Here is a 21,386-nt window from a genome sequence, read left to right on the forward strand (position 1 = left end):
TGTTATCGGACCTTATATACGGAGAGTGGTGTCGAGATATTGTTGTTGCCTGAGATGCCTTAACAGGACCCGTCCTTCGGGCATAAATTCAGTCCCGTAGCGCACCAGGCCAATCCCTTTAAGTTCAGCATCAATGGCATAGCGCAGTTCACCGGGGACGTTCTGTTCCAGCAGGACAACGGTTATTTTTTTCAGGCGTGGTTCGTATTTGAGCAGGACGGCAGACAATGTGCCCATCAGCTCATGAGCCGTTCCCGGCATGCCCTGCAGGATTTTGGTCATATCCGGCAGGCCGTAGTCAGGCAGATGCGCCAGCGTGCCTGCACGACAGTTGAGGATACGCTGCATGTTATCGAGTACGGACAAAATGACCTGGTTCTGCTCGCTGACCTGATGCAGGTCGAGACCGCCGGTAAAATTGCCATAAAGTGTTTCATACAGTGAAGGACGGAATGACTCACTCATCTTTCAGCGCCTGCAGAGTCAGTCGATTGCTGCCCGCGTCAATCACCCGGGCCTTCTCCGGATCAAGCTCATCGCGGCTCAATACTACACGCCAGGTGTTGTTCTCCTGGTCAGGTGACATAAACATCCCGGCCACTGCCACGTACTGCGCATCTTTTTCCATTGGCATATCAACCGTTACCGCCCCCCCCGGCTGCAGCCTTATATCTTTCTCCGCCACGAGGTCTGCCTTGACGGCCTGGCTGTCGTCTTTAAACAATGACGGGTAGTCCGTGCTGTCAAAGGTTTTGCGGTCTTTAAGCTGATAAATACGCACCACCGTCGACAGAGCGACACCTCCAGCATTGCTGTTCACGGCTTCACGGGCACGAATATCGAGATGCAGGATCTTCACCTGCTTATAAAAAATCGATTTAGTCACGGCGACAGTGCCGTCCGTAACACTCTGAGTAAGTCCACAGCCAGCCAGCATCAGCGTAATGCCTACAGCCAGCGTAACCAGAGGAAATTTACCAGCGGTAATCGCCATCTTCATCAGTCTCCCTGCGGTGAATGTTTTCCTGTACGCGCTCGTAGCGGCCAAGATTGATGGTTATTGTTTTTGGGTGTGATGTTGTCTTAGCCGCATTCAGCGGTCGCATCACGGCAGTGCGGCCCAGTTGCACTGCACCCGCTTTGGGTTGAGTGCTCATTGTCGCGTCCGGCAGCAGGCTACGGTCGACACACAGCTGCAGGCGGACATCCAGGCGAGAACCAAGATAGACGTGCAATAGCGCCATCAGATCCGTGTAAAGTACCCCGCCGGGCAACCAACCCGGTACTTCCACAGGGTCTGTGGTGGTCAGACGCATCAGTACCTGGCTGTTCACATCGGTGGCATAACTGCCCATCACCGGGCGATGCGTCAGTGTGACAGGCTGGCTAATGCTCATTCTCAAAGGTTTCTTCAGCGGTACCCGACGCCTGTCGTGGTGCCAGATTTTCGCCTGCGTATTAGGCGCCAGAAGACGTACCAGTGAAGCCATGCCTTCCGCAGTACGTCCTGGCAACAACATCACCGGCAGCAGCGCCAGAAAGCGTGAGGCAGGCGCCGCTATACTTTCTGTGCAGCCGTCAATCCCAAGCCCAGCCAAACCCAGCAGATACTGTGAAGTTTTGTCCTTACCGCCTTCTTCAAACGTTGCCGGATACGAATATTTACGCCAGATACGGTAGTACTGAGCAATCAGCCGGTGGTTGAAGATATCGAGGAAGTCCGCGTTAGCTTCGTACCCTTCCCGTCGCTGAGCGATGTCATCGATATAGTGCGTCGGCAGCGGAGACTCCACGCCGTAGAGCCCCATAAAGGTGGTACGGATTGTGGGTGGAAGGTGCGGATGTTCCGGTAGCTCTGCTCCTTTGATTTCAGAGGCTGGGAACCCCATCCCCGAATGGGGGCGGAAGCGAACCGGCTCATGTCGCACCTGCCAGGTGCTGCCGGTGACCGGTTTATCCGGCTGGCTCTGCTCCAGTAGCTGACAGAAACGGTAAAAATTCATGTACGGCAGCCGGTCGCCCAGTTGCGCTATCAGCCTGGCAGACGCGGACTGTGATTCTCTTTCCACCGGATACATTTTCCTTCTGGCTGAACAATGAGGGTAAGCTGGTTGAACTGGTTCATATCGGCATACAGCGCAAAGAATCGGTTGAGCATTTCACCGAACAGGTGAATATCACCCTCACCGGTGAAGCCGTTGCTGTCGAGGGTTACTTCGATATCCAGCCCCCGCAGCAGGTAGCCCTGTTCAAAGCGTTGAAGGCGATGATGCTTTACATGCTGAATCGCCTCCAGACGCCGGGTGTTCAGTTCATCTTCCTGCCAGTTATACAGGGCAAGCGTGCCGCGCAGCACTTCGGCGGTACTCATCATGTTCAGGAAACCGGATCCCAGGTGGCTCAGAACCCGCCAGTGGAAGCGGTCTTCAGAAGGCGGATAGACTGGCAGCGTTGGTTTGCAGAGGTTACGTACTGAAAGTTGCGTACTCACCACCTGCTCACAGCGGTCAAGCAGTGTGCTCTGTAATGCCCGGCGTGGTAACTGACCGTTAGTGCCGGTGATTTGCAGCGACACGGCCTCACGCTCAAACAGGCGGTCATCTTCCCACTGGTGCCCGCCAAGGATAAGCCAGGTGTCATAGAGCCCGGTCACGCTGCGCTTAACGCGGGTGTGGTAATAACGGGGGGGAGCATAACGGCGCATCATCCCGCCCTTGTGCCTGAAGCTGCTAAACGGAACATACTCCGCGTCATTGGTGCGGTTTGAGCCAGTGACTGAATCCACCGAATAAATCTCGGTATGTCCGTCCTGCAGACGTTTTGGACGCAGCAGGTATTCGTTTTCAAGCCCGGTGATGGTGAGCGGGTCAGCCTCCAGCGTAAACAGGTTAATCACCGGCACGCAGTGGAGGCGAACCGCATCATCAGTGACCGGTAGGTCAGATGACCATGGCGTACTGAACACCACTTCAACATCAAAATACTCGGCCCCCGCTGGCGGCGTGATGCCCTCAAGGCCGTTAAGGTGGACAAACATAAACTTGTCGCGGAAGGTGAAATACTCCAGCAGAAGCTGGTAGCCGCTGAACGCGGTATCGCCTTTCGGCCACAGGCAGTCTTCGTCACGAAAGCCGCCCGGTGAGAAATATCCGTCAAGCCGGATACGGTCAGTTTGACCAGGCAGGCGCATATAGAGTGCGGCCTGCCGTTTGGTCAGCATAAGGTGTAGCTGGCTGCTGACCGGTGCATCCGCCCCAAGATAGAGGCTCAGGTCACTGAGGTCCGCATGGGACCAGTCCGCCTGTGTGCTGCAGGCAAAGCGCATTCGCAGTAACGAGCGCCCGTCCGGCTCAGTGGTCATAGTCACCCGAGAGAGATTCAGCGGGTTGAGCATCACATCGCGGGTTGTGCGGTAACGGCAGACCGTGTTTTTCGGCCCCACCGGGCGGGAGTACACTTCCAGCCCCGCGGGCATCACCTCTGCCATCTTAACGGTCTGAAGCGCAGGCGTGAACGCGACCACCGAGAGTGACGGAATGGTCCGCAGGTAATGTGGCCAGAGCATACTGACCAGTCCTTCAGTCAGCTCCGGCAGATCGTCGTCAATCTTTTCGCGAAGCCGCCCCATAGAGAAAGCAAAGCCTTCAAACAGGCGCTCTACATACGGATCGGGTGTGCCGGCTTTATCCAGGTCCAGCATGGCTGCCCGGTCCGGATGGGTCTGGGCAAATTCTTTAGCCGCTTCACGGAGGTAGCGCATTTCTGCATCGAAATAGCGCAAGGTCTGATCTTTCATATGCGTTCCAGCAGGAGTTAGCTCTAGTGTTGCTGCCCGATGATTAAGCGTAGAAACGTGAGGGAGACAGGGAAAAATACGATATCTGCAGCCAATACCACAGGTGTGAGCACAATGTTAGTAGCAAGATTCTTCGGATAAAAATCGATTTCATTGTCAGTCGCGTAAAATTCAACGCTATACTTTCGCCCCAGTGACTCTGTATTGGTAAATGTATAATTGAGACTTTTCCTTGGAAGAACCTTGCCCTCAATAGTGACGTCTTTACAGTATCCCTCTTTCCCACGCTGGAAGCCTGAGTGCTTAATGACACCTATATCATTTTCTGAAAGCTCATCTGCACTTTTATTAACCCAGATACGTAACGAATCCTCAAAGCGAACGACAGCATCTCCTTTTACTGGACGAACCAATTGAAGTTTGAGCGTATTTTCTTCGTTACCTGTAATCAGTGGGATTTTGTCTGTTAATTTGTTTAAAGATAGTAACTCGTCAGCCCCCCTCGTCAGAATATAGACATTTTTTTCACCTAAAAATGCAATACCTTTCGAAGGAACGGTCAAAGGTATATTAGTCTTATCCTGAACAACAGAAGCGGAAATATTTTCATACTGAAAAATAGCGGTGACATTATCCTGCATCTTTATAACATTCACCTTATGACTACCTGAGATTTTATTTCCGCCCCACAAAATTGCAGTACACCCTGAGAGTAATAGCACCATGAGAGTACATGCTGCAGATTTAGTTATTTTCATGAAAGTTTATATTCCTAAAATCATTAATATCACCGACATCATTTCCGGCACATATTTCTTTTCATTAACCACACAGGACTGCCGCGCGGGCAGGATCAATAGCAATTAGCCCGGCAAGTAACTGGTCCATTAACGGTGTCAGGCGGGCCTTATCCGCCTCACTGCGACCGGCTTTCAGGCGCAGAAGTTTCAGATGACGGGCCTGTACCTCGAACAGCAGCTCAGGCTCCCAGTTGCTGAGAGTCACGTCTCTGGCGCGATCCCCCAGTTCAGCAAACAGATGCATCGCCAGCTCATTTTTACCGTACTGCTCAGCAATGCGGCCCATTAGCAGACGCAATAGCCACTTTTGACGATCGCTAGTCACACTTGGGCGCTTCTGTAGCCAGGCCAGCGCGGCATCCGGGCCTTCACTGTCCGCCAGCACCACGGCTTCTGGCTCCAGCGCCAGAATGTCATCATTGCCAGCAGACATCGGTGTGGATGGGGTGTCATTGCCCCACCCGCCAGTTGTGTCCATCACGCTTTGCTGGATCCAGTTCAGCGTGACTTCATCCGCAAATGGCGTTCCGTCACTGAACGCGAGCGTTTCCAGACCGGACAGGCGGGTCAGCAGCCCTTTCAGGTCAGCGGCAATAATGCCAGCCAGAGTGTCCTGACCTGATTTCGTCAGGGCCTGGTGGATGTACCACTGCAAATCCAGCCAAAGATGATTAGCACCGCGGGAAAAGGCGCTATCTGCCGTTTCAAGCATCTCTACCCAGTTCTGCTGCAGATAGAGACGCTTAAGTAACGCGCGCTGGTCTGCTCTTGGCGGTTCGATGCGGGTACGGCCCTGCGCATCCGGGGCCGGAATTGCCCGCAGAGTATCGTGACGCAGGCTCTTCATCAGATGGTGTGCGGACAGCCAGCCGTCCGGCTGTTCGCGCAGATATTCGGCGAGCGTGCGGGCCTGTGTCAGCAAATCCTGACCGGAGGTGATACGTCCGATGACCGGGGCATCGTAGTGGCTAGCAGTCGCAGGGGTTTCGCAGGCACTGGCGTTCTGCGGCACAACCGCATCCACACCACCCGCTTTCTGCAAGCGGCTTTCAAGTGCACCATACAGCGTATTGAGTTCCGGTCGGATTTCATCCGGCTCATTTTCCGTCAGTTGCTCTATCAACAGCAGTGCCCCGGTGGTACGTATCGCATCGTTCCTGACCACTTCGGGGTACAGGGAAAGAGAGTCAGTCATTCGCGATCCCGCCAGCCATTCCAGTGCCGCCTTACGGCTGCGCTCACGCTGTGGATGCAGTTGTGTACCAAAGCGCTCCAGCAGGCCGCACAGCAGTTCAAGACCTTCAGCGAGCCCCTGCTCACCTTCGCGGTGCAGCTTTGCCCAGCAGTAGTAGGTGGCCACACGGATATCTTTGGCGGTCGTGGTCAGAAGCTTCTCTGCAAGCTGGCAGATAAGTTCGGTATCTGCACCTGAGAGTTTGTTGACCTCCTCGCGCATCTGCTGAAAGTCATCGTCATAACCCGGGTCGTCACCCTGAGGAGATGGACCGGACAGCTGCTGCAGCCAGCTATCCCAGAGCCTAACCCGCTCACGGGTGGCCGCAAGGAGTGGTTCCTGCTCAGTCTGGCAGGCGCGGAGTAAAGAGTTGAGCGTGCTCATCAATATACGTCCTCTGTATCATTGCTTGCGCTGGCGACCTGGTCTGATGCTGCCACGCCTGTCGTGCTGAAGATGGTCTCTGGCAGGCGGAAATTACGCAGCTTCAGCAGCGCCAGCGGGCCCTCTCCCGCTTCGGTACGCAGGGTGTAATTGAGTTTGCGACCGTCCTGTGCCATCCAGCTCAGGCTGTAGCTACTACCCACGCCCGGATAAGCACTGACGGCAGCTTTGTCGAGCAGTCGGATCCAGCCCCAGGCGCCGGGAATATCCGCATACTGACGGGTGCCTGCCTGGGTGCTTATCCAGCTCAGGTTCGCACCAGGGGCCTCAGTATCCGCAGGCCAGGTGAAGCGCTTCCAGGCTGGCATCTGGTTAACGTATATCAGCTTCTGGCTGTCGATAATCATGGTGGTCTGCATCACGCCATCGGCAGTACCTGGACGTAGTTCGAAGTTCATCCCGGCATTGCCTTCGGTGAAGACCACATCCGAGATATGACTCAGGGTGTTAATGGCATTGAGGAACTCTGGGTTAAAGGCCAGCCCCTGCGAGTTGATGCTGTCCGGCACCCAGTGGTTTCCTTCTTTGTGCAGCACGCCTTTGAGACGGGTCTGCAGGAACTGAGCGATACGCCCGGAATCCGCGTTGAGGTATTTGGCCAGTAGCGGCAACGAGACATCACTACTTGAGTTGTTAAACGGATAGCGGCTACCAAAGGCACTGTTCCACTCAGCCACTACCGCCTGCTGCCACTGGGCATTGAGGCTGTCGGCCGCAGGGGTCAGCACCTGCTGCCAGGCCTGCTCCATTGGATTCACAAACACCGTTCGGCCAAAGCCGCTCCACTCCTGCCCCAGGCCGGCGGCAACCAGGCTGCCGTAGTCGCGGGTTTCGGTGAGGTCCACGGCGTTACCCTGAAATACGGTCTGGGCAATGGTCTGGGTCATAGCCTGCGGGTCGGCGGCGTTAGTCACCTGCTGCAGGCGCAGACGTACCTGCGTCACGCGGGTCAGAAACGACTGCAGACTCTGCTCCTGTGCTCCCGTGCGATGTTTGTCCATCAGCGCCAGTACCGGACCAAAGGTTGCATCCAGTGGACCGTGAACGCCGGTACTCTGGTCAATGGCATCCTTATTGTCACCGCCCAGCAGATTTTTGGCTGATTTCACCAGTGAATCTGATATCGCTTCGCCTGTCTGTCCGGTACGCCCCTGAACATTCAGAGTGTTCATCAGCGCCACCAGAGGCGACTGACGCACATCGGCCATCAGGGTCAACTGGTCAATGGAGTCCGACAGCGTGGTGGCCTGGTTCCAGCGCAGGCTGTTGAGGAATTCCAGCCAGGCGCCGCCAAAATCGGCAAAATAACGCTCCGTCAGGCGATTTTTAAGTGCCTCCGGGGAGATTTCATCCTGCTTATTGACCGGACGTTTGCTGTCCGTCAACACCCAGTCGAGCTCGTCCCGGCGCGCTTTCACCACCTTCTCGATGGCGGGCTGAACGGCCTGCTCCCAGGCCTGACGGGTAAACATGCCAGGTACAATTTCGGTGGTGCTGAACAGGCGGGCAGCATCGGTATCACCTGTCATATCTTCAAGACGCATATCCACATACAGATGTGCCACCTGTGAAAGCATTTTCTGGTACAGAGTCGATTCGCTATTACGCACCCCCATCAGGCGAACCAGCAGGGAACGCGCCTGGCTGACCATGTTTTCATCAGCTCGCAGTTTCCACTCAGGATGTGTGACCAGTTGTTCACCATAAAACGACAGCAGAGACGGGGCCACGCCTAGCCAGATACCGTCCTTCACACCGTCACGCTTCGGCCAGTCCTGAAGCAGCACCGTGCTAAACCAGTCACCATCCATATGCTCAGGACGCGCCAGCATCAGGTAAAGTTTCAGCTGGTCATAGGTTGCTTTTGCCCTCTGCTCGCGCAGCGGGCTATCCGGAGGCAGCGCGTTAAAGGCACTGACCTGCTTCTGCAGATGGTCTGCGGCCGCATCCCGCAACAGCGGCAACGCGCTGTCCTGATAGCGTGGCCAGAGTGCGGCCAGCAGGGCGTTATTCTGGCTCAGCCCGGCCTTTTCGTACCACGGCACACCATGCTCAGAACGGTACTGCAGACGGGCCAGCGTTTTCTGAAGTTCAGACAGCGCGTGCAGGCGCAGCTCCAGCGGCTGATTCTGTCTGGCGGCAAGTGCGGCTTGGGCATTCGCACCAACAATCTGGCTGCGGTTGGTGACATACGCGATGCTCATCCACATAGCCCAGCTCACCATCGTAAGCGCAGCAGCAAATGCCATTACCTTGCGCCATGGAATACCGGGCTTGCGAGGACGCAGCCCGGCAGGAAGCGTCCGGACTGATTCAGGCAGAACATCCCAGCGCTTATCCATGCCCCAGTGGTGCGGCACAGCGCGTTCTGCACCGGCTGAAGGCTGACTGAACACCACACCGGCCAGCGGCAGCGGGCGATACGGATTGAGCATCACCGACAGCGGTACGGTCACGCTTTCCGGCTCACAAATGAGCTGATCGGCAAGTGTCAGCAGGAAGTTATGTTTCACGTCATCGCAGGTCTGTTGCAGCCCCTGTGAGGTCAGCGCCGGCGTCAGGGCAGTCAGTTGCTCAGCCAGACCTTCCGCAGTACATCTGTCAGGCAGCAGACACCCCGCCGCCTGCACAACCCGCCCTTCCGGCTGACCGGCGCGCAGATGCAGGGACCAGACGTACAGGGGAAGCTTCCAGCCGAGCGCATCCATACGGGCGCTGATGGCATGGGACAGGGAATCCATGGTACTGTCAGACGGCACCGGCGACGGCAGTTTCAGTCCGGGGACGGAGAGCTGGTCAAAGGCCGATGTGACCCACACCAGCCCGTCCACCGGACGGCGGCGCAGTTTACGCAGCGCGCTCAGCCAGGCACTGTCTGCCGGGGTATTGGGGTCTCCGCCCCACAGTAACAGCGTGCCGCGGTCTTCCTGCCAGAGCTGAGTCGTGAAACCTGGGGTCAGTTGTTCCACCTCTTCGACGGTACCGGTTATCAGCAGAATGCGTGTGTTACGCCCCCAGCGACGACCGTAGAGGTTACGCATGGCTTCACGGATGGTATCGACGGTGACGTTACGCGGCTCGGTCTGTTCAACGCGGCCTTCATCGGCTGGCAGAACATTTTTTCGCTTAGACTGGAAACGATGCCAGCCCTGTTTAATGGCGAACGTAATGGTTTTGCCGTGACGGAACAGCATCAATAAAATCAGGGCTCCGGCAATGACCAGCCCTTTAAGTAACGGGGTATGCAGCCCCATCTGATCACCATAGTGCCAGATGCCCCAGGCAATCCCGCCCGCTAAAAGCGCAGAGAACCCCAGTTTTCCCCATCCTCCGCGCCATGCTGAATCACCCGTTGTCATCGTTTCTGTTCCCTGTTTGCACGGTATTAATAAATTTCTGCTCACCATCTGTAGAAAGCATCAGACAGTCTGCTTTTTGTATGTTCACGATATCGCTGGCGACTGCTGCTATTATCCATGGAGAAAAGGGGCCGCTGAGCCCGGCATATTTTTCCAGCCAGTGGAGTTGTTCAGGTTTCCAGTGACCGCCATAATCCTGTGTCGCTGCGAGCAAATCAGAAAATGCCTTACCCCATTCCACTCTGTCGCCGACAATACTGGCGGTGGCACAGGCCTGAGTTTGTGTTGAAAAAAATGTATCCAGCGATTTTTCTGAAATCGCCATATCAAAAGCCATTGGCCGCAAAAGACGGGCATTAAGCGAAAGATTATATTTTGTAGCGACATCATCGGAGGTCAACAACAGGGTTGCGAGTGCATCACTGTACGCGTCCCGTCCCCGTGTCTGGTGAATAAGGATTAAATCCACTTCCAGCGTTGGTGATTTAATTCGCTCATCCAGTGAGAGGAAGGTCTTTGAAGTAAGAATCGTCAACTGTGGAACAGGGAGATCCAGAATAGCTGCCTGCCAGGCCTGCGTAAATGCATCCTGCAATACCTGTATGTCATCGTGGAAATCTGTCAGTAGCGTGACAGCGGGTACCAAATCTAAAGGCAACTTTGCCAGCACAGGACTTAACCCGGTCAACAGAACTGAAAAATGTGTCTCATGATCTTGCAGACAAATTCGTCGGGTCAGAGATGTGCTCTGCTCCAGCGTGGGCGGGGCTGCAATAAAATTTTGCGGTGTCAGATTTGCAGGGAGCATTACACCGCTGTGTAACACTGCGATATTGCGTCCAGACCACGCCATCCACTGTTGTTGCGCATACTCTGCCTCGTTGGTTTCAAATTCGTGTCTGTCAAAAGCATTGTTATAGATCCAGCCACGTAGACACAAAAAGAAAAACCAGACAACTGCAGGGCCTGAGGTGACAGCCCAAAGATTAAATGTTTGAAGTGGCCCTGCCAGTTTATTGGCATGCAGGACAAACAGCAGTACACAACCGACCAGCGCGAAAACTCCCAACATCATCCACAGGATGAATGAAGGTTCTTCAGGCTTAGTCGATATTATTGATTTCTGACGCTCCCAGCTCATTACTTATCCTATTACACAATCCGGTGCACTGGAGATCACCTGACAACCGCACTCACAGTGGCAACCATCCACAACCACGGCTTTACCGTCAGAGATCCATTCAGGCGATCCTTCAATAATGGCATTAATGCCATGCCCCACTATTGGGCAACTGACCTTATCACCCACGAGGGCAACGTTTTTTCCATTTACTACCATTGTTGATGAGGCAGAAATAACCTGGCCGCCATGCGTGGTTTTATCACCAATCAATACAAAGCCTTTAGACATAAGAGACCTATTAAATAATTTTAATGCAATGCATGCATCTCACCCAATAAATCAAAGCCAAATAACGCGCATCCATATCCGATAGCACATTTATTTTACAAGTTCCCAAGTTCCCCCTTCCGGTTTCTTATACCATTTTTCTTCTCTCTTATTTACGCTTGGAATGTATCCTGGATTAACAAAATTATAGACAAGCTTTTTGCAAATGCTGTAATCAACATACTGCTTATAGTCGGTTATAACTGGTTTCAAGCCTGTCATTTTTTCATGCTCTGCAATATAGGCAGACAGCATTTCATCATGCAATTCATTAGTATAATACTTTGATTGCCAACATTGATTTATAAAGGCCCCAACATTAAATGTTAAGGGGTGTATTATATACCCAGTATCATCGCTACTTGATGGAGGGTTATACCCATTCGCATACATCGGAGGAAGACAAGATGTGAGCCCGAACACAATCAATAGAGCGTAAAATACCTTAAATATATTACATTTCATATTTCACCTTATTTTAGAACAACATGATCAAACCTCGTGCAAGCCAAGATAAATAGCATTGGCAACTATGGATTAACTGCATGGGCACTCAGCAGGTAGAGTTCGTAATAATGGGGTTATTTTAGTGAGTGATCACCAAGACCCATAAGGATATTTTTTCCCATTTATAAATTTCATTATACCCTCGCTATATTTATATCCATTAGGAAAGTTCGTTTCACCTTTGCACATGTCAAGGTCTTTACCTGAAACAGTCGTTATTTTTGTATCATTCAATGAGATGTCCGAATGGCCATATTGTCTTAGCCAGACTCGTACTTTCCCCTCCGGGGCCAACCCTATCAGCATCGTCTGTCGGTATGCATTTTTCCCAGGTTCTAAGACATCAGGGTAAGGGCTAATCATTTTAGCCCATGTATCATGCGTAAAAATAAAGTTGACTGATATGTTTTTTATCGATAATTGAATCCCAGCAGAATATCATTATCTGTGTCAACCTGTTGGCTTTATTAAATTGTGTATTGCCCGCAGAGTTACGTTCACTCCATTTACCTACACTGCTCCCTTGTGGCTGATCGATAGTCCGATACGTCAATGCATAACCATCAACATCCAACAGTTTTAACAATGTAACATGTGCTGGTAAATCTTTAGGGGTAGTAAAAGCGAAATACCATTTATCCCATGGTGTTTTTAGACTTTTAGGTTGTTCACTGGCACAGGCGTTAGCAAAACCCACAAGAAATAAAACCGGAGTTATTCTGCTAATTGTTTTCATGATTTTCCTCCCTGCACGCCCCAGGCTACACGAATACAATATATTGAAAAACTAAATATTATTGTGCATTTACCAGTTCCCATAAGGATACTTTTTATCTTTAATAAAATCAGGAGTTTCTCCATAGTAAATATATCCATCAGGATGCCCTGTAACCCCTTTGCACATATCAAGGTCTTTACCTGAAACAGTCGTTATTTTGATATCATTTAATGGGATATCCGAATGGCCATATTGCCTTAACCAAACCCGTACTTTTCCTTCCGGCGCTAATCCTATTAAAATCGTTTGCCGATATGCACTTTTCCCAGGTTCTAAAACATCAGGATAAGGAGCGATCATTTTATCCCATGCATTTTGGGAGAAAAATAGAGTTGATTGATATGTTTTTTTATCAATAATTGAGTCCCAGCAAAACATCATTATTTGCGGCAACCTGTCGGCTTTATTAAACTGCGTACTCCCCGCTGAATTCCGCTCGCTCCATTTTCCGACACTGATGCCACGCGGCTGATCAATTGTCCGATATGTAGACGCATACCCATCAACATCCAACAACTTCAATAGCGTAACCTGTGCCGGTAAAGCTTTTGGAGTAGTAAAAGCAAAGAACCACTTGTCCCAGGGAGTTTTGAGACTGTTAGTTTTCTCACTGGCACAGGCACTGGCAGAATTCGCAAGTAATAAAAGCGAAATAATTCTGGCGATAATTTTCATGATTTTCTTCCTTGCATATTCCAGACAGCACGAATCCAACCGGGGTTAGGACGATTGATAAAACAAAGTAAATCAGACGATTTGACTGCCCCATAAATAGTTTTCACTTTATCTCCATCCAGCCAGACCTCTTTAACAACTACAGGGTTCCAGTGAGCGGAGCAGTGAATATATTTGCCAATCAACTTTAATTCCGCTGAGATAAAAGGCGTCGGTACACCACCACCTCTTACAGTCTTTCCCTGGTCAATTGCTTTTTGACACAACGGCTCAAGCTCAGGAGGAAGTTTCATATCTGGTGATAAAGGGTCGTAAGCCTCAAAAATCCCTCCAGCTTCTTGAGCCGCATCCAGCATCACCCGTAAACTAACTTTACTCCAGTCATTAGTCACTACCCTCTCAATAGTGACTGCCGCACCTACACGTTTTTGTGTGATGCCACCACGTTTTTTATCCTCGTTAACAAGATAGTCGTACCAGGTTTCTGTCTTTACTTCACCACTCGGAATGATCGCACTTAACGCTGGCAGGCTCTTTAAGTCAGGTATTTCAGCCGCTGAACGCCGGTAGATATCGGTCACTTCAGGAGGGATACTCTCACTGACAGTTTCATTTTGGGGCTGGGTCAGAAAAAGATACTCCTTTTCCTTTGGATTATAGCCACCGCCGATATCGGAATGTGCTCCCGGCAGAGCCAGTTCCGGCCACGATTCCTTAATGCTGTTAAGGCTAAAGTTGTAGCGGCACTCATGCATTGCCGTGATCTGAAAGACTTTCTGTGCAATATCTGGAGGCAGATCCAGCTCAACGCCGGGATTCACTCCACTATGAACATCAAAGAGATTACTGACTGTACCTACTGCGCACACGGTATCAAATAACCCCAGAAAGCGGGTCTCACCTGCAGGTTTCCCATGCTGATTTCGACCACCAAGCCCTTTCGTTATGGCCTGCTGTATAGCTTTATCGTTATTTCTTACACGGTTAACAAAGTGGCGAGCCGCCGCCGCACCGCGACTAAATCCAAAAACATCAAACTGGATTTTCTCAATTGCAAAATTTTGCCCTTGGTTAAGAACCAGGAATTTCGAAATTTGTTCAGCAATAAGACCAACACCTTCATCAGATTTATCAACGACGCCATAAAACCAACTGCCTGTCCCCATACTTATCGAGCTATCGCTATTACCTTTATCGGTACCGATCCCCTGTACATAGACTGCTCGTTGATAAACTGTTTGTCCCTCAATCACTTCGTCATTTGTGGCGTAAAGCGTATTAAGCCAGTGGATGTTAGAATAATAGCCAATATAACTCCCCGCATTATCAAGTTTTTTCCCTAGCTTTTTGGCGCAGGCTTCAGCGTCTTCTGGCTTCATTCCAACGTCAAGATGAGAACAGGACTCCAGGATGCGATTCTGGGTATTAAACGCATTATTCCCTGTACCATCAAAAAACATCCCGATCGTGATAATTATTCCCGGAACGGGTTTTCGTTTGCAGACAACTGTTTTCTCGGAAATATTAACATCAGTGAAATGCTCGCACTCACTGGCTTCCCATGCATGGTAATCACTCATGCTTCTTCACTCCCTGTAGCTGAATTGCCGGTTCCAATGATCTCAATTTTTAATTTACCGGGCATTGAGGTAAAAACTGGCAGTGTTTTGCCATTAGCATCTGAAATTCCATGGAATACCTGCCCGTCAGCTGTCGTTACTTTATATTCAGTCTGAGGGATGATTTTCCCTTCTTCGTCAGCCAGAGAGTAAACTCCACCATACCCTTTTGGAAATTCATGAGCAGGTGTGTTCAGCGAGGCTGCTCCCATTTTCTGAACATTGGCACATTTCAGTAAGATATTCCCTGTGCAACCTAACTCAATATTTCCGCCACTTAACTTGATATAGGCACCACCACAGTTAACGACCAGTTCCGTTGCTGCTGTGATTTCAATTTTGCCTTCGGCGCTCGTTACCGTAACGTCTTTCTTGGCTATTGCGTCCAGCGCATCATCCTGCGCCTGGATTTCGACTTTGCCCTTCGCCGCAAACAGCTTCATACCCGCCTGACGGGCCAGCATACTGATAGCTTCACCTGCCGCCACCGTGAAGCGCTTCATCGCACTGATATCTGCATTGTTTTGCGCGACGATCCCCACGCTGGCACTTCCCGAGGAAACGCGTACACCTTCCGGGCTGCTGATGCTAACGCCTTGCGGTGCATTCAATACCATCCCCGGCTGCGCCAGTTCCATCAATGCATCCGTCAGCATTTTCTGGCTCTGGATATCCGCCGGATACGCCTGAGCACTTTCTGCCGCATCTGAAAGGCTTCTGGCAATACTTAACGCATTTTCAAGCTGCGCTACAGCCTCTTTCATGGAAAGCATTTTGTCACTGGCAGATGGTTGTTTGTCCGCACTAATAAATACACCAGCTCCGCCACGAACGGCCACCCATTTATCGGTGCGTAACTCAGCACCTTCGCCACGAAGAGTGCGGGAAGCATCTACATTGTGGCCTAAGTTGAGTTGGGTCTTTCCACCATACTCTGTACTGAGCTTGACATGCTCTTCGCCGCGCTTGTCCTCCATCCGCAGCTTGTTCAGGCCAGCTGTGCGGATAACATTGCGCGTGCTGTTGGCTTCAGTGACGTGGTCAACGTGGCGGGAGTCGTGCATGGCATGGGCAATATACGGCCGATCCGGATCGCCTTCATGGAAGGCAATGGCGACTTCAGTACCCTGGATCAACGGGAAGTGGAATCCGTATTTGTCCCCACCATAAGGCTTGGCAAAGCGCACTGGCATGCTTTCCATGCCCTGCTTTTTATCATCACGGTCGGCATCAAACTTCACCCGGTACATGCCGGATGCATCCTGCCAGGCGTAGATGTCGTTATCTTTGGCACTGGTCACGCGGGCCATCAGGGTGCCGCTGACCACCGGGCGCTTTTTCGCGGCTGGACGCCAGCATCGGTTCTCGTAGTACGGCATCGCTACCCATGTCACTTTCAAGGCATTCTTACGGCTGCCGTAGTAGCCAGTGCGGATAATAACAACACCATTCTCCGTTTCACGGGGTAGTGTCGGCAAGATAGCGGTTTCGGTAATGGTAAGAACCTGCGCCGGGCCCAGGGTATGGTCCGTACTGCTGCCGGTCACTGTAGTCTGGGCGGACAAAAAACGTTCATGCTCCAGACGAGCCCAGAAGTTACCGGTTTCGGTTGCAGGGGTAATTTTGTCACCCCGCTCGAGGTGACGCGGACGATAGTGATACACATCACCATAAGTGATACCGTCACCTTCGCCCTGAGTCATGTCTGCCGGGACGGACGTCAGAATATTCTGCGCTTCGCGATGGTTATAGTCGCTGGCGGTGACCGAACGTTCAACCACGTTGTGCCAGACGTGGATATCCCACACCGAGTCAACAGCATTGTCATTGGTGCCCGAAGGGCTATTAAGTGGCAGTTTTTTACCGAATGTCCAGGCGCTCTGCTTATCCGCAAAGTGCACCACTTCAGTCTGGGTATCCGGTTGCAGGGTGAAGAAGTAAAAAATCCCCACCTCAGCCAGCAGACGCTCGATAAACGCGAGGTCACTTTCCTGGTACTGATTTATCTGTTCCCGTTTTGGGTAGGTTTGTTTAAGCTTGAATTCATATTCCCACCCCTTCAAACCATGCTCGCCAAGAATTTGCTCTACCACTTCCGGCACTGATTTGTTGACGAAGAAACGGTGAGTACGAAACTGCTTATCCAGTAAGGATATAAAAGGTTCCAGAATAATTTCATACGTAACCTGATCGCGTGAACCGGCCAGGCGTCGGAAATTTGTCACCACACCATGAACAATTTTACCGACAACAGAATCTAATAGTTTCCCCACCCCCATGCTCAGCGTAGCGGTTTTACTTAACATCATTTCAGCCGTAAGATCTGGATGTGAACTGGTAAAACGAATGGTGTAATGATAGAGAGCACTCATTTGTTCTAAACCATCAAAACGTTCCACATCCAATGGATAAGGGCAGGAAGGAATATCCAGTTTATAGCGATTAAGGATACCCTCTGTCATTTTAAATGTATTTTCCATTTCTATAATTCCTGTCCTGGGTTAGAATGATATTAAATAGAACCAAACTCAACAAACATGATAAATATTATCTATAATACTTCCATTCATCATAAATATATTTCAAGGCGAATTTATAAAGTCCATAACCTATGAAAAAGGCTACTATACCTGCCCCACCCAGAATAAATCGGTAAGGATCGGCTGAAAAAAAGAAACAGTAGAAAGAGTAAATCATACTGATAGTTCCTAGCGTCATCCCGATACTGGCTATGATCCGTGAAACAATGATAAGTATAAAATCTTTTATATTCATAAACCTCCAAAGAAGTATTCGCAGACATTATTAAACTCTTCAGGATTTATCTTTTCAATTTCACAAGCCGTCTCATAAGGCCTAACAATGTCCTCAACAAGATAATAAAAAAGATCAAAATCACCCATGCTGTTTAGTTTCTCATACATTATGGGGTTTCTTTCACGCAAGTACCGCGATGTATAAATAGATCTTGATGCTTCAGCACCAACTCCCAATACACCACCAGCAATAGAACCAGAAAAAAAGGCACCAACTCCTTGAGATATAATCGCCCTTCCGAGGTTAACCCCCGTAAACTGCGAGAACATCATTTTACCCATAACACTTCCAGATATATTTCTTGAAAAATGTGAAATTTTATGCGTGTCTACATGAGAAACAAAATCATCTATAAATGGTTTAATAACCTTATAAATAACCTCATCGTTAAAAGTTACTTTTTTAACCAGTGCTGCTAACCGAAATTTATCATCCTGATTCTCTCTGCGGTGTTCCGTATCTATAAAATCATAGCCAAGATAGGCAAGGCTGACGGGTAAGGAAATAACACCTTTCGCCACAGCACCGATAAACCCAGACCCATCGATATGAATGGCCTCAAGCATATCTCTGGCAATCTCTTTTGCGCTGTCCATAATTGCTACCCTTTAGATAAACCAGTTAATCAAACGCCAGCACAATCCCTTCTTCGTCATCCCAGCCCAGCGTCAGGCTGTGTGGATTCTGCTTCGCGGCCATGTGCGTGAGCAGCTGCTGGCTCAGCACCGGCAGAATTTGCTGATTGAGCAGGCTGTCGACGTTACGCGCACCGGTATCTGGCAGCAGGCAGGCTGAGGTCAGCGCATCATAAAGACTTTCATCAATCTGCGTGCTCAGGCCGTAGTGTCGATGCAGGCGCTTGCTGACCTGTGAGAGTTTCATTTCCACGATGGTACGCATGGCTGCTTCCGAGAGGGGGCGGTAAATCACGGTCTGGAAGCGGGCCAGCAGCGCTGGCTGGAAGTGATCGCGCAGTATCGGACGCAGCAGCTCGTGAAGATCGCCTTCGCTGGCCTCCGGCTGTTCGTCAAGCAGCTGCATCAGGTGGTCGCTGCCGAGATTCGAGGTCATCAGAATGACGGTGTTGCGGAAGTCGATTTCACGTCCTTCGCCGTCGCGCATAAAGCCGCGGTCAAAGACCTGATAGAACAGGTTCATCACGTCGCGGTGGGCTTTTTCGACTTCATCGAGCAAAACCACACTATACGGGCGCTTGCGCACGGCTTCGGTCAGGATCCCTCCCTGGCCATAACCGACGTAACCCGGAGGTGAGCCCTTCAGTTGGGAAACCGTATGCGGCTCCTGGTATTCTGAGAGGTTAATCGTAATGAGTGACTTCTCACCGCCGTACATGACATCGGCCAGCGCAAGCGCGGTTTCGGTTTTCCCCACCCCGCTCGGTCCCACCAGCAGGAATACGCCCTGCGGGCCATTCTCGGAGGTGAGACCCGTTTTTGCCGCACGCAAACGCTGGGCGATGGCCTCGAGCGCTACATCCTGCCCGACCACACGTTTACCCATTTCATTTTCGAGGGCCAGCAATTCGGTCTGCTCATCTTTCATCAGCGATGACAGCGGAACGCCTGTCCAGTCAGCAATCACATTGGCAACGGTGCGTACGTCCACATCCAGCGAGAGCAGCGGGTTGCTGTGCTGCATGCCGTTCAGTTCCTGCTGCAGCGCGCGCGTCTCGCTTTGACGGGAGATGTCCTGGCGGCTTTCCAGCAGTTGTTCGGTGAGTTTCAGTTCCTGCCCGTACTGCGTTTCAAGCTCGTCGAGAGCAACGATGAGAGCGCTCTCTTCCTGCTCAATGACGGTCAGGCGTTCACCATGGCTCTGATTGCCGACAGCAATATCTTCCAGCAGCGCCTGCTTCTCTATTTCAAGAGAGGTAATCTTCGCGCGAATGCAGGTCAGCTGTTCCGGCACCGTGTCGAGGCTCATGCGGACGCGCGCTGCGGCGGTGTCGAGCAGATCAACCGCCTTATCCGGCAACTGGCGGCCCGTCAGATAGCGGCGGGAAAGCGTAACAGCAGCGCGCACCGCATCGTCGGTAATGTGCACGTGATGGTGCTCGGCGTAACGGGATTTCAAACCACGGAGCATCAGGCAGGCGGTGTCGTCGTCAGGCTCATCGACTTTTACCATCTGGAAACGACGCTCCAGGGCCGCGTCGCGTTCGAAGTACTGCTTGTACTCGCTCCAGGTAGTGGCCGCAATGGTACGCAGTTCACCACGCGCCAGCGCCGGTTTCAGAAGGTTCGCTGCATCGGCGCCCCCCGCCTGGTTGCCCGCGCCGATGATGGTATGCGCTTCATCAATAAATAGCAGGACCGGGGACGGGGAGTGCTGCACCGCATCGATGACGTTTTTCAGCCGCTGTTCGAACTCGCCTTTCACGCCTGCACCGGCCTGCAGCAGGCCCAGGTCAAGGGTACGCAGAGTGACCGTTTTTAGGGATTCAGGCACATTACCCTCGGCAATACGCAATGCCAGACCTTCAACCAGTGCGGTTTTCCCCACGCCCGGCTCGCCGACCAGAATCGGGTTGTTTTTGCGGCGACGAGAGAGGATATCCACCATCTGGCGGATTTCTGTGTCACGGCCAAACACCGGATCGATCTTCCCTTCCTTCGCTTTGGCGGTGACGTCGAGGGTGAATTTATCCAGCGCGTTCTGCAGCGCAGGACTCAGTTCCCCCTCTTTCATTTCCGCACCAGCCGGACGCCCGACAAACTCCACCTCACCACCATGGTTCTGTGCCAGCTCGGCTTCGCGCTGCATTTCCGGACGCTCATCCGATTGCGCATCCAGCAAAGGTCGCAGACGTTCCAGCTGGCTCTGAGCAAGCGTTAACAACGGCCAAAGGCCGTCACAACGTGCCAGTTTTGGTTTTTCCACCAGCGCCATCAGCAGATGGACGCTGCGAATGTGCTCTTCACCATTGAGTGAGGCCAGTAGCCAGGCTTGCTGCATCAGAGTCTGGATGTCATCAGAGAGCTGGGGCCGATGGCGCACGGAGCGAGGTTGTCTGTCGAGCCAGCCAAGCAAATCCTGCCAGATGCCATCCATATCCCATTCATAGCGACGCGCCAACACCGTCAGGTCACCTTCCCCCTGCTCCAGCAGCTTCAGCAGCCAGTGCTCCGGCAGAATTTCGGCATGCGCACGGGTCTGACAGAGCGAAGCTGCGCCTTCCATCGCTCGGGCACAGTAAGGGTTCAGACGACGTAACAGGATGGCTGGATTTTCCATGAGATTCTCTCTTTGTCGGTTCCTGGACACGCTACCGCCCCTCGCTGTTCACCAAAGCGCATAAGGTCAGGCAGGCAGATTGTTTTTTCTTTGCTGAGTACCCGCATCTCAGGCACTCAGCAAAAAACTGCGGACAGGAAAACCTGCCCGCATCAGGATTACGCCGTGGCGCGTTCGTTCCAGGAATCGGAATGAATGATGTTGCCGTCTTTGTAGGTCCAGGTGATTTTTTCGTAACGCAGTTCAACGCGTTCAAGGTGGTTGTGCTTCTCTTTAGAAGGATCCTTGATGTCATACATTTCAGGATTCACTTTCACTACCTTCACGTTTTCCAGTTTGGTGTTGAAGTACTCCACTTCCTGGCCCGCGTCGTTGATTTTGTACCACTTGAACTCAGCGGATTTCAGGGTCTGACCGGTTGTCACCGCCTTGTACAGATACGGGCTGGAGGAATCGATTTCCTTCGTGAACAGGAACGGCGTGTGGATGCGGGTGCCGGTCAGCTTGCCGGTGTTGTTGTCGGTTGGGATGTACAGGTTATGCTCCTGTGCAACCACTTCGATGCTGCCTTCACGATCCTGAACGTCAACAGACCCTTTGATGTCCGCGCCGCCGTCGTCCTTCAGCCAAAGATAAACAGGAATTGCCATGG

18 protein-coding genes are annotated in these 21,386 nt (G+C 51.7%); all 18 read right to left on the minus strand.

The window, feature by feature from the left end; all coding sequences use genetic code 11:
* Positions 1-12: 12 nt before the first annotated feature.
* The 18 genes from tssE to hcp all read right to left on the minus strand — a co-directional run bounded on the left by tssE (position 13) and on the right by hcp (position 21,384).
* Entirely contained in the window at positions 13-465 is a 453-nt protein-coding gene (gene tssE, locus AC0TNG_RS09775; protein WP_473713428.1) for a type VI secretion system baseplate subunit TssE, read from the minus strand.
* Entirely contained in the window at positions 458-994 is a 537-nt protein-coding gene (gene tssJ / locus AC0TNG_RS09780; protein ID WP_193388033.1) for a type VI secretion system lipoprotein TssJ, read from the minus strand. Before tssJ ends, tssE begins: the two co-directional genes overlap by 8 nt.
* Positions 975-2,078: a type VI secretion system baseplate subunit TssG gene (gene tssG, locus AC0TNG_RS09785; protein ID WP_473713429.1), complete on the minus strand. Its 1,104-nt coding sequence runs from the start codon at positions 2,076-2,078 to the stop codon at positions 975-977. The genes tssJ and tssG overlap by 20 nt, the downstream gene beginning before the upstream one ends.
* Complete coding sequence (tssF, locus tag AC0TNG_RS09790; RefSeq protein WP_473713430.1) at positions 2,033-3,796, minus strand: type VI secretion system baseplate subunit TssF; 1,764 nt, start codon at positions 3,794-3,796, stop codon at positions 2,033-2,035. The genes tssG and tssF overlap by 46 nt, the downstream gene beginning before the upstream one ends.
* A 23-nt stretch (positions 3,797-3,819) precedes the next feature.
* A complete protein-coding gene (locus AC0TNG_RS09795) occupies positions 3,820-4,554 on the minus strand; it encodes a YidX family protein (protein ID WP_473713431.1) in 735 nt (244 codons plus the stop codon).
* A 64-nt stretch (positions 4,555-4,618) separates the two neighbouring features.
* Complete coding sequence (tssA, locus tag AC0TNG_RS09800) at positions 4,619-6,214, minus strand: type VI secretion system protein TssA (protein WP_473713433.1); 1,596 nt, start codon at positions 6,212-6,214, stop codon at positions 4,619-4,621.
* Positions 6,214-9,633 (minus strand): ImcF-related family protein, encoded by a 3,420-nt coding sequence (locus tag AC0TNG_RS09805; RefSeq protein WP_473713434.1) that lies wholly within the window; start codon positions 9,631-9,633, stop codon positions 6,214-6,216. Before AC0TNG_RS09805 ends, tssA begins: the two co-directional genes overlap by 1 nt.
* Positions 9,620-10,774, minus strand: coding sequence for a hypothetical protein (locus AC0TNG_RS09810; protein ID WP_417927641.1), 1,155 nt, complete (start codon positions 10,772-10,774; stop codon positions 9,620-9,622). The genes AC0TNG_RS09805 and AC0TNG_RS09810 overlap by 14 nt, the downstream gene beginning before the upstream one ends.
* 3 nt (positions 10,775-10,777) lie before the next feature.
* A complete protein-coding gene (locus AC0TNG_RS09815) occupies positions 10,778-11,044 on the minus strand; it encodes a PAAR domain-containing protein (RefSeq protein WP_075201561.1) in 267 nt (88 codons plus the stop codon).
* A 90-nt stretch (positions 11,045-11,134) separates the two neighbouring features.
* On the minus strand, positions 11,135-11,548 hold the full coding sequence (locus AC0TNG_RS09820) for a hypothetical protein (RefSeq protein ID WP_049127391.1): 414 nt from the start codon (positions 11,546-11,548) through the stop codon (positions 11,135-11,137).
* Positions 11,549-11,680: 132 nt separating this feature from the next.
* A complete protein-coding gene (locus tag AC0TNG_RS09825; RefSeq protein ID WP_275042136.1) occupies positions 11,681-11,953 on the minus strand; it encodes a DUF2931 family protein in 273 nt (90 codons plus the stop codon).
* A gap of 13 nt (positions 11,954-11,966) precedes the next feature.
* Positions 11,967-12,326: a DUF2931 family protein gene (locus tag AC0TNG_RS09830; RefSeq protein WP_275042135.1), complete on the minus strand. Its 360-nt coding sequence runs from the start codon at positions 12,324-12,326 to the stop codon at positions 11,967-11,969.
* Positions 12,327-12,395: 69 nt separating this feature from the next.
* Entirely contained in the window at positions 12,396-13,043 is a 648-nt protein-coding gene (locus AC0TNG_RS09835) for a DUF2931 family protein (RefSeq protein WP_048990081.1), read from the minus strand.
* Positions 13,040-14,623, minus strand: coding sequence for a T6SS phospholipase effector Tle1-like catalytic domain-containing protein (locus tag AC0TNG_RS09840; RefSeq protein ID WP_417927642.1), 1,584 nt, complete (start codon positions 14,621-14,623; stop codon positions 13,040-13,042). Before AC0TNG_RS09840 ends, AC0TNG_RS09835 begins: the two co-directional genes overlap by 4 nt.
* Positions 14,620-17,142 (minus strand): type VI secretion system Vgr family protein, encoded by a 2,523-nt coding sequence (locus AC0TNG_RS09845; protein ID WP_417927643.1) that lies wholly within the window; start codon positions 17,140-17,142, stop codon positions 14,620-14,622. The genes AC0TNG_RS09840 and AC0TNG_RS09845 overlap by 4 nt, the downstream gene beginning before the upstream one ends.
* Positions 17,143-17,433: 291 nt before the next feature.
* Positions 17,434-18,075: a hypothetical protein gene (locus tag AC0TNG_RS09850; RefSeq protein ID WP_473713435.1), complete on the minus strand. Its 642-nt coding sequence runs from the start codon at positions 18,073-18,075 to the stop codon at positions 17,434-17,436.
* A 25-nt stretch (positions 18,076-18,100) separates the two neighbouring features.
* Positions 18,101-20,734 carry a type VI secretion system ATPase TssH gene (gene tssH, locus AC0TNG_RS09855; protein WP_473713436.1) on the minus strand — a complete coding sequence of 878 codons (2,634 nt, stop codon included), beginning with the start codon at positions 20,732-20,734 and terminating at the stop codon, positions 18,101-18,103.
* Between the two features lie 158 nt (positions 20,735-20,892).
* Positions 20,893-21,384 carry a type VI secretion system effector Hcp gene (hcp, locus tag AC0TNG_RS09860; RefSeq protein ID WP_023325816.1) on the minus strand — a complete coding sequence of 164 codons (492 nt, stop codon included), beginning with the start codon at positions 21,382-21,384 and terminating at the stop codon, positions 20,893-20,895.
* Positions 21,385-21,386: the final 2 nt, after the last annotated feature.

The organism is Enterobacter sp. PL_is514 (assembly GCF_055816715.1).